Genomic DNA, 22,682 nt, shown 5'->3' with positions numbered 1-22,682 from the left:
ATGAATTTGACATCCATTGGTGATCTGGCGCGTGGTTTGACGCTGAGAACCCGGTCGACCGAGATCAAAAACCAGATCGAAACACTGTCCTACGAATTGTCATCCGGACGGGTTCAGGACTTGCCTGGTCATCTGGACGGTGATTACTCTCATCTGCTGGATCTGGATCGCAGCCTGTCCAGACTGGATGCGTTCAAAGTATCGACCGCCGAAGCCGGGTTGTTCACGGATGCGATGCAGCTGAGCCTGAACACAGTTGCCGGCGCTGTTGAGGGGATTACCGCCTCACTTCTGTCCTTTGGCACCTCGAATCAGGCGGTGACCCACGAAAACGCGTCGGCTCAGGCCAGAAACGAACTGGACGCAATCGTGTCCGCGTTGAACACCCGCGCCGGAGGGCGCAGCCTTTACTCGGGCACCGCAACGGATGTCTCTCCGCTTCCGTCCGCTGACACGCTGATCACCGCGCTAGAGGCCGAGTTGACGGGCGCAGCTACTGTCGCGGACATCCGGCAGAGGGCAGAGGATTGGTTCAACGATCCTACCGGGTTCGATGCGGTAATTTATCAGGGATCCGGCACAAAACTGGCCCCCATGCAGATATCCGAGAATGAAAGCGTTTCAATTCCTGTGACAGCGACCGACCCAGCCATCAAAGCTGCACTTCGCGACATCGCGGTCGCAGCCGTGGTCGCGGACAGCGGTCTGAATGTCCCGATGCAACAAAGAACGGCCTTGTTCAAACAATTGGGCGTCGATCTGGTCAACGCCAAGGATCAGTTGGTGGGGCTGCGCGCCGATGTCGGCGCGACCGAGGCCCGAATCGAACAGGCGCAAACACGAAATAACGCGGCGCGGACTAGCCTACAAAGCAGCCGAAGCACATTGATCGCGGCGGATCCCTATGAAACCGCCACTCAGTTGCAAACCGTGCAGTTCCAACTGGAAAGCCTGTATTCGGTCACCGTTCGCAACGCGAACCTGTCACTAGTGAATTTCCTGAGATGAGAGTTCTTGTTTTTCTTCTGATGTTGCTTCCTGGCCTGGCCTCCGCCGGCGCTATCCGACTGAAAGATTTGGTGGACTTCGACGGAGTCCGCGGAAACGATCTGGTCGGTTACGGTCTGGTTGTAGGGCTGAATGGAACCGGTGACGGGCTAAGAAATTCACCCTTTACCGAAGAGATCATGTCCAACATTCTCGAAAGGTTGGGCGTCAACGTCAACGGTGAGGATTTTCGCCCCAAAAATGTGGCCGCCGTTCTGGTGACAGCAAGCCTGCCGCCTTTCTCACGTGTTGGCGGGCAAATCGACGTGACGGTCTCTGCCATCGGAGATTCCAAAAGCCTGTTGGGTGGAACGTTGATAATGACCCCATTGAACGCCGCCGACGGGCAGATTTACGCTGTTGCGCAAGGCACCGTTTTGGCAGGCGGCGTGTCGGCTGAGGGAGAGGCTGCCTCGGTGGTGCAGGGCGTTCCCACATCCGGCGTGATCCCCTCTGGGGCAAGGGTGGAACGTGAAATCGATTTCGAACTATCGGCGCTTACCCAGATGCGCCTTGCTTTGCGAGAGCCTGATTTTACTACGGCAGGCAGGATCGAGCTTGCTATTAATTCCGAATTCAACAGTGCAGTGGCCATCATGCGGGATTCCGGGACAGTTGAGCTGAACATAGCGGCAACGCGGGCAATTTCGACTGCCCACGCTCTTGGGCGAATCGAGAACATTCTGGTCGAACCCGAAACCAAGGCCCGCGTCGCGGTCGATCAGCGTTCGGGCACGATAGTGATGGGGCAGGAAGTGCGGATATCCCGCGTGGCGGTCTCGCAGGGCAATCTTACACTCACGGTTGAAGAGGCGCCGATTGCGGTTCAACCCAACCCCTTCGCGCGCGGTGAAACCGTTGTGGTGCCTAGAACAATCGCTGGAATAGAAGAAGAGGAAGGCACCGGGCTGGCTGAAATACCCGAAGCGGCAACCCTGTCCGAAGTCGTGGCAGGCCTGAACGCGCTAGGGGTGTCGCCCCGGGACATGATCGACATTCTGAAGACGATCAAAGCCGCCGGAGCGTTGCACGCCGAATTTATCGTACGCTGAGGAACTCAGCCCAACAGGTCACCGCCAAGGCTGACGGAGGGGCCAAATGGCCCCGCCAAAACCTATTTGGATTTCCAGCTGTTTAGCCATTTTCTGAACCTGCTGCCCTGCTCTTCTATGGCGTCGCCGGCGGCATAAAGGCCATCTTCCATATTCTCGATCACGGGATCGACCCGCGCCTCGCGAAACCGGCGCCAGCGGACCCAAAGGGCCCAAACAATCGCGAAGAAAACGGTCAGAAAAATGATATTGAACCAGGGAATGATCCGAACGTCTTGGCTGTCTACTGACCAAATCTTTACTGCATTCGGGAAAATTGACAGGAACTCACTGCGCCAACCGTAGTGGCGAACAACCACCCAGCGAGGCGCTTCGGCTGTTGATTTCAAGTCTGCTGCTTCGGCCTGCAGGTTCGACGAGTTTAGTTTGAAATAAGGTGGCCAGCCCCAGCCGGTGTCTTCGTTCCGATAAACCATGACCTTGCCGTTGGTCTTGCGGGTCTGAATGAAAAACACATCGCGGTTTGGTGTTGTCGCATCACTGCCGACGTCATGAACCGACCAGAAGATGCTGTTCTCACCGGGGTCGATCCGTTTCTCATAGGTATCCGAAATCCGAATCACATCGTGCTGCGGCAGGGTGTAATTCAACACCGCCGCAATCGTGCCCCAGAACATGATGATGATAGCCCATTTGACGTAACGCATCAGCGAAACCCTCACATGAAATTCGTAACATAAATCAGGATTGCGATCAGGCCCAGCGGCACCACGTAAACCCCAAGGATCAGTTTGCGGCGAAACGATCCGTCGTATTTTTTGAGCCCGCGCTGGACAAATGCATCGCGGTCGCCGGTCAGACCCTTTTTTTCCCAATGGGCGATCAGCTTACTGCGCCGTACCCAGCGGGAATAGATTGATACGCCCACATAAATGACCGTCAGAACGACCAGCAACGGGATCAAAAAGCGCAGTGCGACGAACATTTAACTTCTCCCTACTGCGCCCCAGGGGCCGACGCGTGCGATGATGTCTTCGCTGATCCGGTCATTGCCGCTCATATCCGGTTCGTGGCCGAACAGTGCGGCCCGGGCGCCAGCCTTATCCACCTGATACTCGCGCGCAAGGAAGTCGGCAACATAGGCTTTCTTGGCCTCGGGCCATGTCGCATAGGTGCGGTAGAACAGTTCCTTATGGCAAATGAACACCTGACGCGGGTCCAACGGGGCCAGTTCCGCCAACAACATGTTCACCAGATCGCGGTTCGGTGTGTTGGTTGCGCGCAACGTATAGAAATAGGCCGGATGATCTGACGTGATGCGCGGCCACGGCCCGCCATCCTTTGCCCAGCGCAGCAGCTGTGCCAGACCGTGATAGGCCTCGGGCAAACGATCCGAATGGTTTCGCGCCAGCCGTCGCATGTCACCGCGATCCAAACCTGTCAGGTCGACGCCTGCATCGGCTGCGGCATCCACGGTCAGGAAGTCCATTTTCTGCTGCAGGATTGCGGCGGAATTGACACCGCGCGCCTCGATGATCGTTTCAACCAAGCCGTTTAGCCCGAGGAACTTGGCGATCTGGTTCCGCTGAGATGGGTCAAAAACGTATTTGATCGGCATATCGTCGGGTCTGTCGCCCATACAGATCACCGCCGGGTGATCCAGATCCGGGAACAGGTAGAGCCCGTCGAAGTGCGCCGTCCAGAAATTGCGCTGCTCGAATGCGGTATGGCGCAGGCGGACGGGATTGCGGGTGACGTCGCCGGTTTCCTTGGCCGTTTCGATCATCTTGGCGATCAGCACATCGTCGAACCAGGCGTCCTCTTCGGTTTTGAACTGCTCGACCATGCCCGCCAGTTGTTGCGCTTTGCGCAGGGTGCCGCCTGCAGTATCTGCCTCGATCTCAATCTTGCGCAGGTTCAGCAGATCGCGCGGTGTGGTGAGTTTGATGACCGAGTTCACCAGTTCCCCAGCCACCGCATCGGTGGCGGTCAGGGCAAACAGTTGCGCCTCGTTCATCTCGATGAATTCGCGCAGGATATCGCGCGAGGTCGAGAATTTGACGTTCAGCAGTGGCGCGCGTTTCTGCTCGGTCGTCAACAGAATGAACTGTCGGTTGACTCCGTTGGGGTTGAGGTAGAGCTCGTCCTCCAGCTCAATACCCACCTCCGGCGAATAGCCCGAGATGTCGACATGGAAGTCCGTCAGTGCCGTGGTCTTGCCCGCCAGATGCTGCAACGCGCGGTTATACCGCTCGACCAGAGCCGGGCTGGAGATGTGGACGAGGTTGCCGAACATCAGGCCTTTTTCGATGAGGCGGATCATCAGCTCAACTTCTTTCTAAGCTTCGCTTCGATTTCTACTAAAGCTTCCTGATATCGATTTCGGAACTCATCATCGTCGGAAAATCTGGCATACATTACTCGCCAATCCTTCCAATAACTTCTCTGTGCGATATCTCGATCCTCAGTCGATAATGAAGGGTTTTTCGCTCTCAAGTGTTCCTGGATTACTCTCCGCAATTCTGCTTCAAGTTCGAAAATTGGATTCAACAAACTGCTGTAGGCCGTTCCCCAAACGGCATCTGCTTCAAGCGACAATGGATAAAGCTCTGATCGAATTTCTACGACTTTCGCCCATCTCTTCTCATACTCTGCTGCCGCTTGACGGTAGCGATTGAGTTCAATCTCACTTTGGTTTGGATGCGAGTCACTGTTCTTCGAGGCAAAAGTTTCACTGTAATCAAACGCAGGGTGTCTCGCTTCTTCGACTGCGTCTCTATGCCTATAAATATGTTTCAGAATCGCTGTTACCAGATCGTGGTTGGTTTGGAATGTTATCTGGGATTTCCAGGTTCGCAGCCCACGACAAGCGGCAACAGATGCCACTATCGCTGCTATCGCCATTATAATGTTGGCCACCGCAGAAATTTCTTCTGACACAAATGTCACTCCTTCCCCTCCAGATACCGCCGCTTGGCCTCTTCCATCCGGCCCATCTCGCGGATGGCGTTCTCGATGGCGACCTCGTCGCTCTTGTCGGCATAGCGGAACTCGCTGTCGGCGTAGCGGTTAATCTCTTGGATCACCATCTCGACCGTGATCGGCTGGCGCAGGTCCTCGATCATCGCCTTCTTGGTGTCGTAGTCGCGGAACAAGAACAGGTCGGGGTTTTCCATCCATTCGTCGGGCAATTCGAAATCCATCGCGCGGACCTTGACGGCGTCGGTTATGTTCTTGATCGCGCGGCCGGTGAACCGCTCATCCGCCTGTTGGATCGCCTTGAGGTAGGTGCCCATCTTGGCAATCGTATCCATCTGGCCGATATCGCCGGACACCCGGTCATAAACCTGCAGCAGAGCGTCCTCGTGCGGGCGCGAGTGGCTTTCAAAACTGGCGGCGACGGCTTTTTTGATTTCCTGCGCGGCGTAGGCTTCGTGTTCGCCCAGCGGGATGTCGTGGTTGCGGCCCATCAGCAGGTGCAGGATGTCGATGTAATCCTCGCGCGTTTGCGGTCCGTCCACCAGAAACCGCGCACCGGCCCGCTGACGCAGGGCGTCGTCCACATTCTCGGGGTAGTTCGAGAACATGCCAAAGGTGCAGTTGCCGCGCACGACGGTGTTGGCACCCGCAAAGCTCTCCATCAGCACGGCGGTGATTTCCAGCTGCCCGGCTGACGACTGCCGGTCGCCGCGTTTGCCTGCCAGCTGGTCGATGTCGTCGATGGTGCCGAACCCGATGACCGAGGGGTCGATGATCGTGTTGATAAACGCTTTGGCGTTCTGGCCGGATTTGCCCTGATAGCTGTCGATATTGTCGGTGCTCAGGTTCTGATAACGGAACGGATAGCCCGCGTTCTGGCAATAGTCGTTGATCAGCCCGGCCATCATCTGGATCAGGGTGGTTTTGCCGGTGCCCGGTTTGCCGTCGCCCATGAAGGTAAAGATGAACCCGCCGAGTTCCGCGAACGGGTTCAGGCGGCGGTCGAAGTCATAGGCCATCACCATCTTGGCCAGCTTCATCGCCTGATACTTGGCGATATGGTTGCCGACCACCTCGTTCGGTTTCTTGAACGTCATGGTGAGGGTGGTGGATTTGGCCTTTGATGCTGGTTCGAACCCTCGGATCGTCAGATCATCAGCCTCGATGTGCCAGGCGGCGTTCTGGAACGGGGCCAGATGACCTGCGGATTGCGCGCGCAGGGCCGACTTTTCCATCAGTTGCTCGGCATAGGCGCTGGTGGCGGCAATCAGATGAGCATCGTCGGGGGCATGTTTGGCGAGGGTCTGGTCCAGTTCCCACAGCGCGCCGTGCAGGGCGAGTTGGCCGTTGTCGGTCAGGACCTCTTCGACCTCACCGATATCGACAGTGGTCTCTCCAAGATGCGAGGACATCAAGTACGCCAGCGCATTGCCGAAGGTGTGCGAGGTGATCAGCGCCTCGGCCGTCAGCAGTTCCGAGAATTCGGTCTTGCGCGCGGCGGGCAAGTCTCCAGCAAGGTTCGCGCGTTTCAGATCAGCCAGCGACGTCTGTTCCGCATAGGTCTCAGCCACAGCCAAGGCGATGGCAATGGCGCGGCGGATGGCCTGCTGCGTGGTCGCCTGCGGTGGTGAAACTAGCGTATCGCCATCATCCGAGGCCTCGATCCGTTCGACCAGATGCACTCCGGCTGCGCGCACGGTTCGGCGTGTCACCAGCCCCGGCGTCGTCGACCGAAACCGCCGTCCAGTTGCAACGCCCGGAGACCGTTCGGGCGCCACCTCAACCGCTTTGGCTATCCGCGGCGCGTGTTCGAAACCGTTCAGCAAGGCGGTCGCTGCCGGATAATGCTTGCGAATATCGTCTTCGCGCAATTCCATCTGATCTGACGTCAAACTCATTTCAAAACCGCCCTTGCTTCATCTTTTCAAAAATACTCCCGCCGGAGGCCAAACTAATATCTCAGCACCTGCCCGCTCTTGCTGACCACGAATTTGCGCACATCACCAAATCCCGGCGGGTTGCGCTCGGCCAGCACCTGAAACGGGCGTTGGGGCAGGATGATCGACCGTTGGGTGCGCGTGGCCCCGGTTTCGGCCCCTTGCCCGCCGAATGGGTCCAGCGCGAAGACCTCGCGCTCGACTGTGGAAAACCACCCGGCGCGTTCTTCGATCACCTCTTCGCTTTGCAGCTCTTCGGTGGTCCAGGCCAGTGCCCAGTCCTGACCTTGCGGTGCCTGTGCGTCCTCAAGCACCTGCCGCAACGGGCCGGTTTGCTCGGTATAGGCCGAGGAATACATCGGCCCCACGTGGATGCGGCGCAGATGTTTGGGGTGCAAGTCGTCGAAATCCTGATCGAAGCCTTTGGCAATAGTCACCAGTTTCAGACCGCCTAAGCTTTGCGCCATCAGATGCGCCTGAACTTCGGGCCAACGACGTTGGTCCTTGGGCAGGGCGGTTTTGCCGCTGTCCTCCAACTGCATCAGGTAGATGACCGGAAGGTTGATTTGGCTGTCAAAAACCGCCCAGTGGATCATGAACTTGCGCCGTTCGCCCACATTTCCGATCCAATGACATTCGGGATCGTTGCGAGCCCAGAACAGCTGACCCTTTAGCAATTCCTCGTAATAGAGCCTTTGCGACAGGGCGAATTGCAGCTTGGTGGGGATTTCCTGATCGCCGATGATCGTCCGCACCATGTCGGTTTTCAGGTCGCCCTCCGAGGGCATATTCGCCAGATGCACCTGCGCCTGCTGCGCGTCATTGGCCATGGTCAGCAGCTCGGCCGCCACCGGAAAGCCGCTGTCGCGCTTGTCCATAGCCAGGCTGCCAAAGAACCGGCCCGTATCGCGCCCGACCAGCAGGTATTTCATGCTGAGCGCGCGAAAAGTGTAGAGCAGCCCCGAGAGGTAGCGCGATACGATCCGCACCTCTTGCTTGCTGATCGCGCCCTCAGCCTCCATCGTCGCGGCCACGCGCAGGAGGTGCACGGTGATCACCTCAAATTTGCGGAAATAGCGGCGCGAGGCGAAGGTGTCGGTCAGGCCGACATGGTCTTGGGTGGGGTCTGTCATGTGCTGACTTGCGATTGCTCAACTTCGACTATGGCTGATTTAAAAAAGCTCAGAAATGCAGTCGCATAGATTCCCAGAATTCCAATCCACGGTACGCCCCAACGGAGCAGCGCAAAGGTGCCGATGGCCAAACAAACAATGGAAAAGCCATATTTCCTCAACATTGAACCCCAAACGGCTTTGACCGCAATTGCATTGGCGAAACTAATTTTGTGCTCTTCGCCAATCTCTTTTGCATCTGAGCCACTCGGTATTGGCGACACGATGCAAAACGCGAACGCGCAACCCCAAATTCCAATGACAAGAACCGTGTTGGTCCCCAAGAAAATCCCTAACAGGCACAGAAAAAGCGATGAGTACCCAACTATGCGGGCGATCTTGTTGCGAACGGTTTTGGTAAACAACTACCTCAGCCCCCATACAGATTCTTATCGTGCTTCTCCACAATCGAGGCGAACCGGCGGGCAAAGCGTTCATCTGCCTTGGCCTTTTTCTCCAGCACATCACGGGCAAAGACCATATGGTCCTCATGCGCCTCAAGCATATCGGCCATTTTCTGGTTGGTCGCGGTGCCGATGGCGGCCATGGCGGTTTGCGCCTCTTGGTCGGTCTGCACGCCGATCTCGTTGATGCGGTGGGCCACGTCCTGCTGTTGCGCGGTTTTCAGCGATTTGGTCAGGGCGTCATACAGCACAACGCGTTGTTGCGTGTCTGTCTGCAGTTTGTTGATCAGCACCATCTGCGTCGCCGCCTGGTTCTGTAGGGAGTCGACCCAGGTCTTGCCCTTTTCGATGTAGCGCTCCAGCGTTTGTGACTTGGCCAGCTTGACCTGCTCTTCCTGAACCTTGGCATTGTATTGCTTGTTCAGCTCGGCCAGTTCGGTTTCCAATTGGGTCCGCGCGGCCGCGTCCTGTTCGACACTGATCTTGTTTTCCAGAGTGATGATCGTCGGATCCATATCCTGAATCTCAGCCCGCAGCGCCTCTAGTTCAGCAACAGTAGCCTCGCGGTCGTCCAGCGTACCGGTCAGGTTTTCCTCGACCTTCACCCGCTGTTCTTCCAACAAGGATAGCTGCCCTTGCAGCAATTGAACGATTACGTCGGATTTGGCGATCAGGTCCTGCAACTTGTCGTCGATATTGGCCGTGCGCATGCGTTCCTGCCGCATCGACTCGGATTTTCCTTTCGAGAAGATGCCGACAAACGTCTCCCACCCGGATTTCGAGCGCATCTCGTCGAAATCCTTGGAAAAGGCGCTGGTGACGTCGTCCAGACCCATGATCAGCTCAGCGATATTGGCGTTCATCACCTCGGTATGGGCGTGCACATCCTCAAGCGTGGCGTTTTCGATGTCGATGTCGGCCTCGGCAGAGCCGATCTTAGAGCGCGCGGCTTCAATCCGGGATGTCAGCCCTTCGATCTGAGACTGGCTTTCGCGCACTTTTTGCTGCGTTTCCTCAATCAACGCATCAAACTGCTGGTTCGACATCTGTCCTATTCCTTTTTAAATTATGCACCCAACAAGATAGGAGATGTTACGATCATTTACATCCCCTTGGGCATCCAATCCTGTGGAACTTTGGCAAACTCCGCCAAAAAAAGATAGGCGGGTTGACACTTTGGCCTCAGATCGCATGAATGCGCCCCGGTAGGCAAAAAACGTCACGTTTACCATACGAAAACTGGATTGATCTGACCCCACGGGTGGCCATAGACAATCCGGGAGGCACATGTTTGAGTGCTAACAAATTTTTATTGCCGGAGGCTGACCCATGCTGGACGCGACAACCGACCTGAAATCCATCCTGAAAAACCCCGATCTGCTGGTGACCAAAGCCTATATCGGCGGTCAGTGGGTCGACGGGGACAATGGCACCTTTGCCGTGACCAACCCGGCCCGCGGCGACGTCGTAGCCGAAGTCGCGGACCTGAGCCGCGCGCAGGTCGCCGGGGCGATCGCACAAGCTGAGGCCGCGCAAAAGGAATGGGCCAAGCTGACCGGCAAGGAACGCGCCGTGATTCTGCGTCGCTGGTACGACCTGATGATGGAAAACGCCGAAGATCTGGGCAAGATCCTGACCGCCGAGCAAGGCAAGCCGCTGGCCGAGGCCGTTGGCGAGATCGGCTATGGCGCGTCGTTCATCGAGTTCTTCGGCGAAGAGGCCAAGCGCGTTTATGGCGAGACGATCCCTGGCCATCAGCGCGACAAGCGGATCATGGTGCTGAAACAGCCGATCGGCGTTGCGGCCTCGATCACGCCCTGGAACTTCCCCAATGCGATGATCACCCGCAAGGCAGCTCCGGCACTGGCGGCAGGCTGCGCCTTTGTTGCCCGCCCGGCCAAGGAAACACCGCTGTCTGCATTGGTCATGGGCGTTCTGGCCGAACAGGCCGGTATTCCGGCTGGTGTGTTCAACGTATTGCCGTCCTCCAGCGCCAGCGAGATTGGGAAGGAATTCTGCGAAAATCCCGGCGTGCGCAAGCTGACCTTTACCGGCTCGACCGAAGTGGGTCGTATCCTGCTGAAACAGGCCGCTGATCAGGTGATGAAATGCTCGATGGAACTAGGCGGCAACGCGCCGTTCATCGTGTTTGACGATGCCGATCTGGATGCGGCCGTCGAAGGCGCGATGATGTGCAAGTTCCGCAACAACGGCCAAACCTGCGTCTGCGCCAACCGCATCTATGTGCAGGCCGGTGTTTACGACGAATTCGCGGCCAAACTGAAAGCCGCTGTTGAGGCGCTGAAAATTGGTGACGGTCTGGCTGAGGGCACCACGACCGGCCCGCTGATCAACGAAGAAGCCGTCGCAAAGGTTGAGGAGCACATCAAGGACGTCACCGACAAGGGCGGCGCGGTTCTGACCGGCGGTCTGCCGCATGATCTGGGTGGCACCTTCTTCCAGCCCACCATCGTGACCGGCGTGACTCAGGACATGATGGTCGCGCAGGACGAAACATTTGGCCCGCTCGCGCCTCTGTTCAAGTTCGAGGACGAAGATGACGTCATCGCAATGGCCAACGATACGATCTTTGGTCTGGCTTCATATTTCTACGCCAAGGACCTGAGCCGGGTGTACAAAGTGGCCGAGGCTCTGGAATACGGAATCGTCGGCGTGAACACCGGTATCATCTCGACCGAGCTCGGCCCGTTTGGCGGTGTCAAACAATCCGGCTTGGGCCGCGAAGGCAGCCATCACGGCATGGAAGATTATCTTGAAATGAAGTACGTCTGCCTGTCGGTCTGATCTGAAAAGGCCCCGGAGCACAGCGCCGGGGCCATTCGGTTTGTCACAAAACTGCAAACAAACCGTCACATCCCTGCAATGACCCGCGTTCATCCCCCTCTCATCCAAGTGAGAGAGGATACCACCCGATGTCATTGCGCTATGTCTGCCTGACATCTGCCCTTGCCCTGACCGCCGGTCAGGCTGTGGCAGAAATGAAATTCAACCGAATTGCGTCCTTCCCGGTCGTCAAGAACATGGCCGAGGGAACGGATACCACCCGCGAAACCTCGCCCGAGATCATCGCAGCGACTGCTGATGGCATGACGCTGGTCTATACGGACAGCCCGCTGGGCATGATTGGCATGGTCGACATCACCGACCCTTCGAACCCGGCGCCTCTGGGCGCAATGGAGGTGGGTGGTGAACCGACCTCGGTTGGGGTCGTTGGCACGACGGCTTTTGTGGGCGTGAACACATCGGTAAGCTACACCGCCCCGTCGGGCAAACTGATCTCGGTCGATATTGCGGGCAAGGCCGAAACCGGTGCCTGTGATTTGGGTGGTCAGCCCGACAGTGTCGCGATTGCCCCGGATGGCAGCTTTGTTTCCGTCGCCATCGAGAATGAGCGCGACGAAGACTTGAACGACGGGGTCATCCCGCAGCTGCCCGCCGGGACACTGGCGCTGGTGCCGCTGAAAGACGGCGCACTGGAATGCGCGGGCATGAAGATGGCCTCGCTGGCAGGTCTGGCCGAGGTCGCCCCCACTGATCCCGAGCCTGAGTTTGTCGACATCAACACCCTGGGTGAAACCGTCATCACCCTGCAGGAAAACAACCACATCGCGGTTGTCGACAAGGATGGCAACGTGATCAGCCATTTCTCGGCAGGCAGCGTGGATCTGGATGGTATCGACGCCACGGATGAGCGCGGCGCGCTGATCTTCACCGAAAGCCAAAAGGATCGCCTGCGCGAGCCGGATGCGGTGAAATGGATCGACGACAACCATTTCGCAACCGCCAACGAAGGTGACTACAAAGGCGGCTCGCGCGGCTGGACGATCTTCCACAAGGACGGCACCGTTGTTTATGACAACGGCACCGAGTTCGAGAAAGCCATCATCCAGATCGGTCACTACCCCGACAAACGCTCGGACAGCAAAGGTGTTGAGCCTGAAAGTGTGACCGCAGCGACCTTCGGTAACACACCAATGATTTTTGTGGGGGCCGAGCGCGCCTCGGTCGTGGGTGTCTATGACGCCACCGATCCGGCCAACCCGGTTCTGAAACAGCTTCTTCCCTCGGGCGTTGGCCCCGAAGGTTACGTTGCGATCCCAGAACGGAACCTGCTGATTTCGGCCAATGAAAAGGACCTGATCGAAGACGGTGGCCCGCGCGCGCATGTGATGATCTACGAATATCAGGACGCCCCGGCCACCTATCCGCATCTGACATCCGCAGGGGCGGATGAACTGATCGGCTGGGGCGCTCTGTCCGGTCTGGTCGCGGATAAGGACGGCATGATCTATGCGGTCAATGACAGCTTCTACGGCTTCCAGCCTTCGATTTTCAAGATCGACCCCAGCCAGCAGCCCGCCCGGATTGTGGATGTGATCCGCATCCACCGTCAGGACGGCAACCCGGCGCAGAAGTTGGACCTTGAGGGCATCACGCTGGACGGGAAAGGCGGGTTCTACGTCGCCTCCGAAGGGCGCACCGACCGTGTTATCCCGCACGCGATCTACCACGTGTCCGCTGATGGCCTGATCAAGGATCGCAAAGGCGAGATCGGCCTGCCGCCGGAACTTATGGCCGTCGAAAAGCGCTTTGGGTTTGAGGGCATCACCCGCGTTGGCAACACCCTGTGGATGGCCGTTCAGCGCGAATGGAAGGACGACCCCAAGAACCACGTGAAACTGGTCGCCTATAATTTGGACACCAAGGAATGGGGCGCGGTGCACTATCCCAAGGCGGAGCCGGAAAATGGCTGGGTCGGTCTGTCGGAAATCGTGGCCTTTGGCGACCACGTCTATGTCATCGAGCGTGACAATCAGCATGACCACCGCGCCGTGACCAAAAAGATTTATCGCATCCCGCTGTCAGAGATGACCCCGGCCCCGCTGGGCGGCCCTCTGCCGGTAGTCAGCAAGCAAGAGGTCCGCGACCTGTTGCCTGACCTGACCTCGACCGGTGGCTACGTTCTGGACAAGATCGAAGGTCTGGCCATCCTGCCCTTGGGCGAGGCGTTTGTGATGACCGACAATGACGGCGTCGACGACGCCTCGGGCGAGACGATGTTCTGGTCCATCGGGTCGGTGACTGGTGGGAACTAAACTCAACAGGAAAATACAGAGAAGCCCCGCACGAAATTGTGCGGGGTCATTTGTTTTCAGACGTCAGCTATGAGCCCAGACCAACAAAAATCTCCTTCGCAGCCAAAGTCTGCTTTGATCGCGCCGCGCCGTTACGTTGCAACAAGCCGGTTGACGTTTCAAAAATCGAAGACTAAATACGGCGAACGCTTGAGGCGAGTTGCCTCTAGCAATGGAGATTTTATGAAAGAGAATCGGGGCTAACGCCCGTTCCTGGCGAAGCAAATTCAGGAACACTAACATTAATAGGGTCACTCACGCGCGACGCTGAGTGTCCTGTTTCTGTACTTTCATAAATTCGAGACATCCCATGAACATCTCAAAGCACGAGCAACGTGTTTTGCATGAACTCGCCTTAGGTGGCGAGATAAAATACGCGCGCGCCGACAATGGTAAGGTGCAGTCCGTCGAGTGTTACACACGTGATGGCTTTGTCTTCTCTGCCTGCACGATGGACGTGTTCAAACGCCTAAAAGACAAGCGCTTCATCAAATCAAAAAATGGCCGCCCCTATCGGATCACCCATTTAGGGAACCAGTCCGTTCGCGCGCAAATGAACCAACGATAATCAAATCAAGAAGGAGAGTTTTCTATGAAAACACCTCATCAAATCCAATACGACGCTTTCGCGGCGGCCGGAGGCTTATACGATGAACGACATGCGAAACTGTATGCCGATTTTGCGGATGACCTGATCGCAGACGGCAGCTTTTCCATCGTTTATGAGGGGGTTGCACATGCTTGCTATACCCCGCTCACAATCGACACGGCACCGCACTTGAAGTGCTTTGTGCTCGCTCCATTGGCTGTGCTGCCCGAGTTTCAAAGAATGGGCTATGCCACACGCCTGATGGAAGAGGCGGAACGACAACTTGATGCAGATGTGATCTTTGTGATGGGGGAACCTTTCCACTATGGGAACCGATACAACACCCCCCACAAAGTCCTGCCACCTGTTAGAACTCGGGCTCCGCTTGAGTGTTGGTTTGCGCGCGAACTTACACCGGGCGCTATGGATGGCATCGGAGAAAGCACTTCCAGCGTGACAGGCCCATATGCTGCGCCGCTCATGTGGGGTCATCCAAGCGAGCAAGTTTAGAGCCGATTTCTGAAAACCAGAAAACGCAACTCTGCTTCGCGCACTGGAACTTGAGCTCACGACTATGGGGGCATTTGGTGCGCGAATAAACTCACTAAATCTAGGAATGAACTATGAAACAATCAGAATTCGACGCCATTTTGGAAGTCCACAGACTTGCGTTTGGCGAAGCAGAAGGCGAGGAAACCGCTCGACTCGCAAAAGACTTCCTTGATCACCCAGACACAATCTCGATCAGTGTCAGACGTGACGGGCGGATCGTAGGCAACGTGCTGTTCACACCGTTTGTCTTCGAGGATCACCCAGAAGCAAAATGCTACCTACTCGCACCTTGTGGCGTGTCGCCGAAATATCAAGGTTTTGGCATCGGCAGGGAGTTGATGGAAACCAGCATCGAACACCTAAAGTCCATTGGAACGGACGCTGTGTTCGTTCTGGGCGTCCCGACCTTCTACCCGCGATATGGTTTTGTCCCAACTGACAAACAGACGCCTTATCCTGATCTGTTGACGGCGCATGAAGCATGGATGGCCCTAGAGCTGACAGCCGGAACGGTCGAGTGCTTGAACGGCACGACGATGGCGATCCCTCAGTTCATGCAAGCGCATTGGTGGGACACCTCAGGGCGCGAGCGACGCGAATACCGAGAACCAGACATTGGGCATTGATTGTTTAATGTCTGGTTTGTCCGCAGAGCAGACATCCCGGTCTTACAAAAACAACGCCCCGCGTCTGGAGGAACGCGGGGCGTATGGTGCGATAATCCAGAGAGGAACGATTATCGCGGCGTATTGCCGTCGCCTTAGTTCACGGCTTTGGCGTCGACCACGTCCTTTTCAATGGCATTGGCCGAAGAAATCTCGATCCGGCGCGGTTTCAGGGCCTCAGGCACTTCGCGCTTCAGGTCGATGTTCAGCATGCCGTCTTCGTGGTTGGCACCGGTGACACGCACGTGATCGGCCAGCGCAAAGCGGCGTTCGAACGCGCGGGTGGCGATGCCACGATGCAGATAGCTGCGCTCTTTGTCCTCGGCGGCTTTTTTGCCAGCAACGATAAGGGCGTTTTCTTTCACTTCGACCGACAGGTCATTTTCCGAAAAGCCGGCGACAGCAACCGAGATGCGATAGGTGTCGGCATCGGTCTTTTCGATGTTGTAAGGCGGGTAGCTCGGCTGAGCCACATCATTGGTCAGCACGCGATCCATCATATCGGCGATCTGGTCGAAACCAACGGTGGCGCGGTGCAGGGGTGCAAAATCAAAACTACGCATGTGTCATATCCTCATATCAGAGCGATCTGTGTTCTGCCCTCCGTTCGGACGGGCATCTGGTTGATACGGGCCCCGTTCGTGGCGACCCGACACAGTTCACATGGGTAGCATTTTGATCGAGTTCAACCCCCGCCCGAGCTGATGAATTTTGCGCCGGAATTCGACTTGTCGGATCCGACTTGCAGCCGGCGGATCGTTGCCTGTGGGCGCGGGGCATCGCGCCGCAAGTCCGCCTTGAGTTCGGCAACAATTCCAGACAGTTCCATCCCGTAGCCGGCCACGCGGCCCCCGTAGGTTCCGATTGCTGAGACAACTGACAGGATCTGCCAGCGCGGGCCATTTCTGGCCAGCAATGCCGAACCGGACGAGCCAAAAGTGATGTCGCAGTTGAAGGTGATCAACCCTTGCTGGCGACCCAGGATACGGCAGGACCTTTCCCGCGTGATCGCCTCGGACCGGCCGCGCCCGTATGAGGCTAAGCTGACCTCGGTTCCGGCAACGCGCCCTGTGTGCAAGGCAAACGGATTGGCGATAGAATAAGGGATCGGCTGTTCCAAACGCATCAGCGCAACATCGGCGCGGACATTATTCGGTGACAGCGGGGCATTGCTGACATATTCCGGGTTCACGGCAATCTGCGTGACTTTGCGATCTGCCAGCGCCTCACCATGGCTCAAACCAGCGCGGAACGTCACCTTTCCCGGCTCGTAGGGTTTGCCGCTGGCCTTGTCCACCGCACAGTGCGCAGCAGTCAAAACCAGATCCTGCGCAATCAGCGTGCCGGTGCAAAACCCCTGATCGCCTATGTCCAGGCGTCCAACCGCCTCCCATCCGTAAAGGTCATCGCGATCCGTCAGCTTTCGCTTGGCGGTTTGGGCGTAAGTTGCGGTGGCGGAAATTGAAAGGAACAAAAGAAAATTCAGAAGAAAACGACTCATGGTTTTATGAACCTTGCTCCAATATTGCGGCGTGCCCCACCTTGAGAGGAAGACACGCCAAATCCGCGGCCAGCCGACAACTCTGCCTGCAGCAGTTCCAGTGAATCCTCGACCGCGGTGCCGATCGCCACGCGCTGCCCGTTGAATTCGGCCTTGGCCGCAACGACCGAAACGATGCGCGGCCGGTCCCCTTCAAAGGAAAAGACCGGCGCGCCGGACGACCCGAATTCGACATCACAGGACAACACTAAAACGTCTGATGTGCGCGTCATGACCGAGCACACTTCTTGCAGCGAGGGCGCCTCGGCCCGGTCCTGCGCATAGGACACGACCCCCACTTCGGCACCTCGGGCCGGGCGGTCTCCGGTCTCGAACGGAATTACGCTTGTGTTTCGGATCGGTTGCCACAACTCGATCAGCGCGATGTCATTGTATAGCCGCGAGGCCGTTGCTTCGGTGCTGTATTCGTAGTCCGGGTGAACAACAGCGCGACGCGCAGGTCGATAGGCCGATGCACGCCCAAGACGCCATGCGGCCAGAAACTCGACCTCTGCGAGGTCAACTCGCTGACCGGTCACCTTATCAAACAGACAATGAGCGGCCGTCAAAACCTGGGTCGGAGAAATCAGCGTCCCGGTGCAAAACCCGGCGCCGTCCCTGATGTCCAGGCGCCCGACCGCCATCCACGCGCGCCCCGCATCGGTGGTGTCCAGGCTTTTCAACCCGGTATCCTGGGCTGCGGCGGACAATGGCGTCAAAGCCAGTGCCAATGCTGTGATCCAGTTTCGCAAACGGCACTCCGGCTTTGCTGTTGACGTATTTTCCTACGTCTCCGGTGCGGCAAAAATAGGGCGATGACGCCCGCGTCCGTTTAACGTGGCGAGTGGTGCGCAGTTGCATCAGCATGGTCTATCTAAGGACCGGAACCTCAGATTTGGCTGGTTCACGCAAGGCCCGCGGCACCGGCCCGCCGGTTGCCCAATCCAAAAGCTCGACCGTGTGCAGCACGGGAATGTTCGTGCCAGAGCCGATCTGCATCATGCATCCGATATTGCCTGCCGCGATCACGTCCGGCTTTTTGGCTTCCAGCGTTGTGACCTTGCGGTCCTTCAGCTTGCCCGAAATCTCGGGCTGCATCAGGTTGTAAGTCCCTGCGCTGCCGCAGCACAGGTGGCTATCTGCAGGCTCTAACACGGCGAAACCAGCCTGTTTCAGCAGAGTTTTGGGATGAGCTTTGATCTTTTGACCGTGCTGCAGAGAACACGCTGCATGATATGCAACGGTCAGGCCCTTGTCTTCGCCCTGTGGCAGCTCCAGCTGGATCAGCAGTTCGCTGATATCCATTGCAATCGACGACACCCGCGCCGCGTCTTCGGCCATGGGATCATTGCGAAACATATGGCCATAATCCTTCACCGTCGTACCGCAGCCCGAGGTGTTGATGACGATGGCGTCCAGCCCGTCGCCGTTCATTTCTGCGGTCCAGGCCCTGATATTGGCTTTTGCGGCCTCATGACTTTCGCGAGTCTTGCCCATGTGATGGGTCAGGGCGCCGCAGCACCCTGCCCCTTCGGCCACGACGACTTCGCATCCCATCCTCGTCAAAAGTCGAATAGTTGCGTCGTTAATGTCTGTATTCAAAGCTTTTTGCGCACAACCCGTCATCAGCGCAACGCGCTTGCTCTGCGGTCCTTTAGCCGGAAATCTCTGCGGGTCGTCATTGCGACTAACGGGCGGGATATGTTTGGGTGCCATGTCCAGCATGGCACGCAACCGGGCATCAGGCATCAGAAAGCGGAATGGCCGCCCCAGCTTCGCCCCGATCAAAGCCCAGCGGAACCGCGTCGGATAAGGCAGGATCTGAGCCAACACCCAACGCAGCGCACGATCCGAGAAGGGGCGTTTGTAGTTCTCTTCGATGTATTCCCGCGCGTGGTCGACCAGATGCATATAGTGCACCCCCGATGGACATGTGGTCATACAGGCCAGGCAAGACAGGCAGCGGTCGATATGCTTGACCGTTTTCTCATCCGGCACACGCTCGTTTTCAAGCATGTCCTTGATCAGGTAAATGCGCCCCCGTGGGCTATCCAACTCGTCCCCCAGCACCTGATATGTCGGGCAAGTGGCTGTGCAAAACCCACAATGCACGCAGTTTCGCAGGATTTCATTTGATCTTTGGATCGCGGGATCTTGCAACTGCTTTTCGGTGAACATCGTCTGCATCGGCTTACCCCATCAACCCCGGATTAAACAAACCGCGGGGGTCGAATCTTTGACGAATACCTTTGGTTAGAGCCGCAATACCGGGCGCCTCCGGTTGAAAACGCCCCAGTTCGGTAAGTGTTTCCTGCCCTGCCCGCACGATGTTAGCGTGACCGTCAAACGCGCCTAATTGCGCCCGCAGATCAGTACCAACCGGCACCAAGGCCCAAATCAACCCGCCGCCCCAATCAAACAACGTCCGCTCTGCCCGGATGCGCGCAACGATGTCCGGCGCATCCGTTGGTTTTACTGAAATGCGCCAGACATCACCGCTTTGTTCATGGAAACCGGCTGCGTCGCGCAGGTCGGCCCACAATGTGTTGGGCTGGTCAAGTTCGGCAACCTCGCCGAAACCAGACAATAGGGATTTCAGTTGATCCGATCGGTATGTCACCGAACCCGCAAATCCTTCGAGGCGCAGTAAGGCGCTTCCCATATCCGGGTCGTACGCCGCTCCGCTGACGTCAAAAGGGGATTTCAATGCGGCGGACAGCGCTGCAACTGCCGTGGTCACATCGGGCACCTGAACGGACAGCGTAGCCGAGATTTCGGGCTTGGGTAGTACTTTCAACGACACTTCGGTCAAAACACCCAAAGTGCCCCAGGATCCCGCCATCAGCTTGACCAGATCATAGCCGGTGACGTTCTTCATGACCCGGCCGCCATTCTTGACGACCTGCCCCATGCCATCGACATAGCGCACGCCCAAAAGGAAATCACGACATGCCCCTGCCTGTATCCGCCGTGGCCCTGATATGTTGGCCGCCACGACACCGCCTATGGTCGGAATGCCGCTGGTCCCCAACAGTCCCCGATGATCCATAGGCTCAAAAGCCAATTGCTGACCTTCTGCATCTAATGCGGCCTCGATCTCTGTCACCGGCGTGCCGGCTTTCGCCACCAGCGTTAGCGCACCGGGTTCGTAAAGTGTGATGCCGGTTATTCCGCTTGTTTCAATCACCGCATCTTGTCCCGCAACACCGCGCGTACCGCCTCCCTTGATGCGGACCGGTTCGTTCAGCCCGGCCACCAACTCGGCCAGTTCGGCTTCTGTCTTTGGTTTCATGACAATTCTTCTTTGTTAGAGCCGATTATTCAGCGGCAATCTGCGCGATGCGTCGGGATTCAGACGCATTCAACGGAAAAACCTTGGCGGGGTTCAGCAACCACTTTGGATCGAACACATCCTTTACGGCCATCTGCGCCTCAAGGTCCGCAGGCGCGTATTGATGGTGCATCAGATCGCGCTTTTCGATCCCAACCCCGTGCTCACCTGTCAGGCAGCCACCCACATCAACGCAAAGCTTCAGGATATCGGCTCCGAACGCCTCACATTTCTCCAGATCACCCGGCTTGTTGGCATCAAACAGGATCAACGGGTGCATGTTGCCATCGCCTGCATGAAACACGTTGCCGACCGGCAGGCCGTATTCTTCGCTCATTTCACCAATCCGGCGCAGCACTTCCGGCAAGGACGATACCGGGATCGTGCCGTCCAGGCACATGTAGTCGTTCAACTGCCCCATCGCACCAAAGGCCGACTTGCGCCCCAGCCAGATTTTCGCGCTTTCCTCAGCCGATTGGCTTTCGCGCAGCTCCACCGGGTTATGGCGCTTGGCGATGTCGATGATTTTTGACAATTGATAGTCCATCTCGGCCTCGGACCCTTCGACCTCGACAATCAGCAAAGCGGTGCAGTCGGGGTAGCCTGCATGGGCGAAGTTTTCGCAGGCCTTAATGCACAGGGTATCCATGAATTCGATTGCAACCGGCAGGATGCCCGACTTGATAATGTCCGAGACGCATTGCCCGGCAACTTCGTTGTCATCAAATCCCATGAGCACGGGTCGTGCACCTTCGGGTTTTCGCAATATCCGCAATGTGGCTTCGGTCACCACGCCCAACTGCCCTTCTGACCCGCAGATGACTCCCAACAGGTCCAAGCCGCCAGAGTCCAGGTGCGCGCCGCCAATCTCGACCACGCTGCCATCCATCAGCACCATCTTTACGCCCAACAGGTTGTTCGTGGTCACGCCGTATTTCAGACAATGCGCCCCGCCCGAGTTCATCGCGATGTTCCCGGCAATGGCACAGGCAAGCTGTGAGGACGGATCCGGCGCATAAAAGAAGTCGTCTTCCTCGACCGCTCCAGTCACACTCAGGTTGGTGCGGCCTGATTGAACGCGAATGAAACGGTTGTCATAATCGACCTCCAGCACCTCATTCATCCGGGCGACGCCAAGGATGACGCAATCCGCCGTTGGCAAGGCGCCACCGGCCAATGACGTACCCGAACCGCGCGGAACCACAGGAACACCTTCTTCATTACAGATGCGTAATACGTCCGAGACCTCTTGCGTGGTCGACGGCAGAACCGCCAGCATCGGAGGGCACCGATATGCCGTCAGCGCGTCACATTCATAAGCACGAGTCTCGGACGGTTCGTGAATCACCGCGTCCTCGGGCAACACTTGCAACAAACGTTGTAGAACCACGGTCTTGCGGCGCAGAATGTCAGGGTTTGGCGTTGGCATTTCCATGGCTGATCCTCTATTTGGTAAAATAATATTACCAATTTCCCCATCTGGCAAGTTCTCATGTCTGGCCCTAAGGTCGCAGCATGACTTGGATTGATCGGGCACAACTGTTTTCACCGCTGGATTATGCGGCCATTGCCGTGTTGCTGATCACTTGGCTGTGGATCGGATGGCGGATCGAAAACCCGTCACCCAACAAACATTCCGTCACAGTGATGATGGATGACTATCGTCGAGAATGGATGCGGGAAATGGTCACCCGGCAACCCCGAATGTTTGACGCGCAGGTGGTCGCGGCGATGCGGCAGGGCAGTACGTTTTTTGCATCGACCACGATGATCGCCATCGGGGGCGGGTTGGCCCTGCTAGGCAATACCGAACGCCTTGCCGGTGTCGCCAATGACCTGGCCATCGGCAGCGCACCGGCCATGGTGTGGGAGATCAAGATTCTGATCATCATCCTTTTTCTGGCCAATGCATTCCTGAAATATGTCTGGGCGCACCGGTTGTTTGGCTATTGCGCGGTTCTGATGGCCTCGGTGCCCAATGAATCATCGGACCCACAAGCCTATCCGCGTGCAGCACAAGCGGCCGAGATTTGCGTCACCGCGGCGCGCAGCTTTAACCGAGGTTTGCGCGTGACCTATTTTGCCCTGGCTTCCGTTGCCTGGATACTTGGGCCTGTGGCGCTGTTGCTGGGCACTGGGATCACGTTTGGCGTTCTATACCGGCGCGAGTTTGCGTCGCATTCCCGGCTGGTCCTGCTGTCCCAGCCGCGCGACACGAATTCGTGATCGCGAAGCCGACGGACACAGCCTAGGATCGC

21 protein-coding genes are annotated in these 22,682 nt (G+C 57.3%); 8 read left to right on the top strand and 13 right to left on the bottom strand.

What is annotated here, in order from left to right; genetic code table 11:
- Positions 1–1,008, top strand: a complete 1,008-nt coding sequence (locus tag AC2FI8_RS15010) for a flagellin (RefSeq protein ID WP_496779907.1) — start codon at positions 1–3, stop codon at positions 1,006–1,008.
- The gene (locus AC2FI8_RS15005) at positions 1,005–2,099 is read left to right on the top strand and encodes a flagellar basal body P-ring protein FlgI (protein WP_496779905.1); all 1,095 of its coding nucleotides are present in this window, start codon (positions 1,005–1,007) and stop codon (positions 2,097–2,099) included. The genes AC2FI8_RS15010 and AC2FI8_RS15005 overlap by 4 nt, the downstream gene beginning before the upstream one ends.
- A gap of 62 nt (positions 2,100–2,161) precedes the next feature.
- Here the strand turns inward: AC2FI8_RS15005 and AC2FI8_RS15000 are convergent, their stop codons facing one another.
- The 7 genes from AC2FI8_RS15000 to AC2FI8_RS14970 form a co-directional block, all read right to left on the bottom strand.
- Positions 2,162–2,806 carry a DUF1523 family protein gene (locus AC2FI8_RS15000; protein WP_496779903.1) on the bottom strand — a complete coding sequence of 215 codons (645 nt, stop codon included), beginning with the start codon at positions 2,804–2,806 and terminating at the stop codon, positions 2,162–2,164.
- Positions 2,807–2,817: 11 nt separating this feature from the next.
- Positions 2,818–3,084, bottom strand: a complete 267-nt coding sequence (locus AC2FI8_RS14995) for a hypothetical protein (RefSeq protein ID WP_496779901.1) — start codon at positions 3,082–3,084, stop codon at positions 2,818–2,820.
- Positions 3,085–4,422 (bottom strand): DUF6638 family protein, encoded by a 1,338-nt coding sequence (locus AC2FI8_RS14990; protein WP_496779899.1) that lies wholly within the window; start codon positions 4,420–4,422, stop codon positions 3,085–3,087. It lies immediately after the preceding gene.
- Positions 4,422–5,039 (bottom strand): hypothetical protein, encoded by a 618-nt coding sequence (locus tag AC2FI8_RS14985; RefSeq protein WP_496779897.1) that lies wholly within the window; start codon positions 5,037–5,039, stop codon positions 4,422–4,424. Before AC2FI8_RS14985 ends, AC2FI8_RS14990 begins: the two co-directional genes overlap by 1 nt.
- Before the next feature lie 5 nt (positions 5,040–5,044).
- On the bottom strand, positions 5,045–6,976 hold the full coding sequence (locus AC2FI8_RS14980) for an AAA family ATPase (protein WP_496779895.1): 1,932 nt from the start codon (positions 6,974–6,976) through the stop codon (positions 5,045–5,047).
- Between the two features lie 53 nt (positions 6,977–7,029).
- The gene (locus tag AC2FI8_RS14975) at positions 7,030–8,148 is read right to left on the bottom strand and encodes a hypothetical protein (protein ID WP_496779893.1); all 1,119 of its coding nucleotides are present in this window, start codon (positions 8,146–8,148) and stop codon (positions 7,030–7,032) included.
- A 409-nt stretch (positions 8,149–8,557) separates the two neighbouring features.
- Entirely contained in the window at positions 8,558–9,637 is a 1,080-nt protein-coding gene (locus tag AC2FI8_RS14970; RefSeq protein WP_496779891.1) for a hypothetical protein, read from the bottom strand.
- Between the two features lie 283 nt (positions 9,638–9,920).
- Here AC2FI8_RS14970 and AC2FI8_RS14965 point away from each other — a divergent pair, with 283 nt between their 5' ends.
- The 5 genes from AC2FI8_RS14965 to AC2FI8_RS14945 all read left to right on the top strand — a co-directional run bounded on the left by AC2FI8_RS14965 (position 9,921) and on the right by AC2FI8_RS14945 (position 15,514).
- On the top strand, positions 9,921–11,396 hold the full coding sequence (locus AC2FI8_RS14965) for an NAD-dependent succinate-semialdehyde dehydrogenase (RefSeq protein WP_480793783.1): 1,476 nt from the start codon (positions 9,921–9,923) through the stop codon (positions 11,394–11,396).
- A 128-nt stretch (positions 11,397–11,524) separates the two neighbouring features.
- Positions 11,525–13,708: an esterase-like activity of phytase family protein gene (locus AC2FI8_RS14960; protein WP_496779889.1), complete on the top strand. Its 2,184-nt coding sequence runs from the start codon at positions 11,525–11,527 to the stop codon at positions 13,706–13,708.
- 349 nt (positions 13,709–14,057) lie between these two features.
- Entirely contained in the window at positions 14,058–14,315 is a 258-nt protein-coding gene (locus AC2FI8_RS14955) for a YjhX family toxin (protein WP_480713223.1), read from the top strand.
- A gap of 24 nt (positions 14,316–14,339) precedes the next feature.
- A complete protein-coding gene (locus AC2FI8_RS14950) occupies positions 14,340–14,846 on the top strand; it encodes a GNAT family N-acetyltransferase (RefSeq protein WP_496736937.1) in 507 nt (168 codons plus the stop codon).
- Positions 14,847–14,959: 113 nt separating this feature from the next.
- Positions 14,960–15,514 carry a GNAT family N-acetyltransferase gene (locus tag AC2FI8_RS14945; protein WP_496779887.1) on the top strand — a complete coding sequence of 185 codons (555 nt, stop codon included), beginning with the start codon at positions 14,960–14,962 and terminating at the stop codon, positions 15,512–15,514.
- 134 nt (positions 15,515–15,648) lie between these two features.
- Here AC2FI8_RS14945 and AC2FI8_RS14940 read toward each other — a convergent pair whose 3' ends face one another.
- The 6 genes from AC2FI8_RS14940 to AC2FI8_RS14915 all read right to left on the bottom strand — a co-directional run bounded on the left by AC2FI8_RS14940 (position 15,649) and on the right by AC2FI8_RS14915 (position 21,859).
- Entirely contained in the window at positions 15,649–16,116 is a 468-nt protein-coding gene (locus AC2FI8_RS14940; RefSeq protein ID WP_496769585.1) for an Hsp20 family protein, read from the bottom strand.
- A 122-nt stretch (positions 16,117–16,238) separates the two neighbouring features.
- Entirely contained in the window at positions 16,239–17,054 is an 816-nt protein-coding gene (locus AC2FI8_RS14935; protein WP_496740034.1) for a trypsin-like serine peptidase, read from the bottom strand.
- Positions 17,051–17,845, bottom strand: coding sequence for a trypsin-like serine peptidase (locus AC2FI8_RS14930; protein ID WP_496779885.1), 795 nt, complete (start codon positions 17,843–17,845; stop codon positions 17,051–17,053). The genes AC2FI8_RS14935 and AC2FI8_RS14930 overlap by 4 nt, the downstream gene beginning before the upstream one ends.
- 118 nt (positions 17,846–17,963) lie before the next feature.
- Complete coding sequence (glcF, locus tag AC2FI8_RS14925; protein WP_496779883.1) at positions 17,964–19,280, bottom strand: glycolate oxidase subunit GlcF; 1,317 nt, start codon at positions 19,278–19,280, stop codon at positions 17,964–17,966.
- A 4-nt stretch (positions 19,281–19,284) separates the two neighbouring features.
- Positions 19,285–20,385 (bottom strand): FAD-binding protein, encoded by a 1,101-nt coding sequence (locus tag AC2FI8_RS14920; protein ID WP_496779881.1) that lies wholly within the window; start codon positions 20,383–20,385, stop codon positions 19,285–19,287.
- 25 nt (positions 20,386–20,410) lie between these two features.
- A complete protein-coding gene (locus AC2FI8_RS14915) occupies positions 20,411–21,859 on the bottom strand; it encodes an FAD-linked oxidase C-terminal domain-containing protein (RefSeq protein WP_496769575.1) in 1,449 nt (482 codons plus the stop codon).
- Between the two features lie 80 nt (positions 21,860–21,939).
- On the opposite strand from AC2FI8_RS14915, the gene AC2FI8_RS14910 reads away from it, so the two are divergent.
- A complete protein-coding gene (locus tag AC2FI8_RS14910; protein WP_496779879.1) occupies positions 21,940–22,650 on the top strand; it encodes a DUF599 domain-containing protein in 711 nt (236 codons plus the stop codon).
- Positions 22,651–22,682 lie beyond the last annotated feature (32 nt).

The organism is Ruegeria sp. CDSB029, from assembly GCF_059611125.1.
Note: the sequence above shows the minus strand (reverse complement) of the source record. Positions and strands in the feature narration are given on the sequence as shown.

What these genes read in the sequence shown, in the direction of transcription:
- AC2FI8_RS15010 (WP_496779907.1), top strand. Translation starts at nt 1, where the DNA reads ATGAATTTGACATCCATTGGTGATCTGGCGCGTGGTTTGACGCTGAGA.
- AC2FI8_RS15005 (WP_496779905.1), top strand. Translation starts at nt 1,005, where the DNA reads ATGAGAGTTCTTGTTTTTCTTCTGATGTTGCTTCCTGGCCTGGCCTCC.
- AC2FI8_RS15000 (WP_496779903.1), bottom strand. Translation starts at nt 2,806, where the DNA reads ATGCGTTACGTCAAATGGGCTATCATCATCATGTTCTGGGGCACGATT.
- AC2FI8_RS14995 (WP_496779901.1), bottom strand. Translation starts at nt 3,084, where the DNA reads ATGTTCGTCGCACTGCGCTTTTTGATCCCGTTGCTGGTCGTTCTGACG.
- AC2FI8_RS14990 (WP_496779899.1), bottom strand. Translation starts at nt 4,422, where the DNA reads ATGATCCGCCTCATCGAAAAAGGCCTGATGTTCGGCAACCTCGTCCAC.
- AC2FI8_RS14980 (WP_496779895.1), bottom strand. Translation starts at nt 6,976, where the DNA reads ATGAGTTTGACGTCAGATCAGATGGAATTGCGCGAAGACGATATTCGC.
- AC2FI8_RS14975 (WP_496779893.1), bottom strand. Translation starts at nt 8,148, where the DNA reads ATGACAGACCCCACCCAAGACCATGTCGGCCTGACCGACACCTTCGCC.
- AC2FI8_RS14970 (WP_496779891.1), bottom strand. Translation starts at nt 9,637, where the DNA reads ATGTCGAACCAGCAGTTTGATGCGTTGATTGAGGAAACGCAGCAAAAA.
- AC2FI8_RS14965 (WP_480793783.1), top strand. Translation starts at nt 9,921, where the DNA reads ATGCTGGACGCGACAACCGACCTGAAATCCATCCTGAAAAACCCCGAT.
- AC2FI8_RS14960 (WP_496779889.1), top strand. Translation starts at nt 11,525, where the DNA reads ATGTCATTGCGCTATGTCTGCCTGACATCTGCCCTTGCCCTGACCGCC.
- AC2FI8_RS14955 (WP_480713223.1), top strand. Translation starts at nt 14,058, where the DNA reads ATGAACATCTCAAAGCACGAGCAACGTGTTTTGCATGAACTCGCCTTA.
- AC2FI8_RS14950 (WP_496736937.1), top strand. Translation starts at nt 14,340, where the DNA reads ATGAAAACACCTCATCAAATCCAATACGACGCTTTCGCGGCGGCCGGA.
- AC2FI8_RS14945 (WP_496779887.1), top strand. Translation starts at nt 14,960, where the DNA reads ATGAAACAATCAGAATTCGACGCCATTTTGGAAGTCCACAGACTTGCG.
- AC2FI8_RS14940 (WP_496769585.1), bottom strand. Translation starts at nt 16,116, where the DNA reads ATGCGTAGTTTTGATTTTGCACCCCTGCACCGCGCCACCGTTGGTTTC.
- AC2FI8_RS14935 (WP_496740034.1), bottom strand. Translation starts at nt 17,054, where the DNA reads ATGAGTCGTTTTCTTCTGAATTTTCTTTTGTTCCTTTCAATTTCCGCC.
- glcF (WP_496779883.1), bottom strand. Translation starts at nt 19,280, where the DNA reads ATGCAGACGATGTTCACCGAAAAGCAGTTGCAAGATCCCGCGATCCAA.
- AC2FI8_RS14920 (WP_496779881.1), bottom strand. Translation starts at nt 20,385, where the DNA reads ATGAAACCAAAGACAGAAGCCGAACTGGCCGAGTTGGTGGCCGGGCTG.
- AC2FI8_RS14915 (WP_496769575.1), bottom strand. Translation starts at nt 21,859, where the DNA reads ATGGAAATGCCAACGCCAAACCCTGACATTCTGCGCCGCAAGACCGTG.
- AC2FI8_RS14910 (WP_496779879.1), top strand. Translation starts at nt 21,940, where the DNA reads ATGACTTGGATTGATCGGGCACAACTGTTTTCACCGCTGGATTATGCG.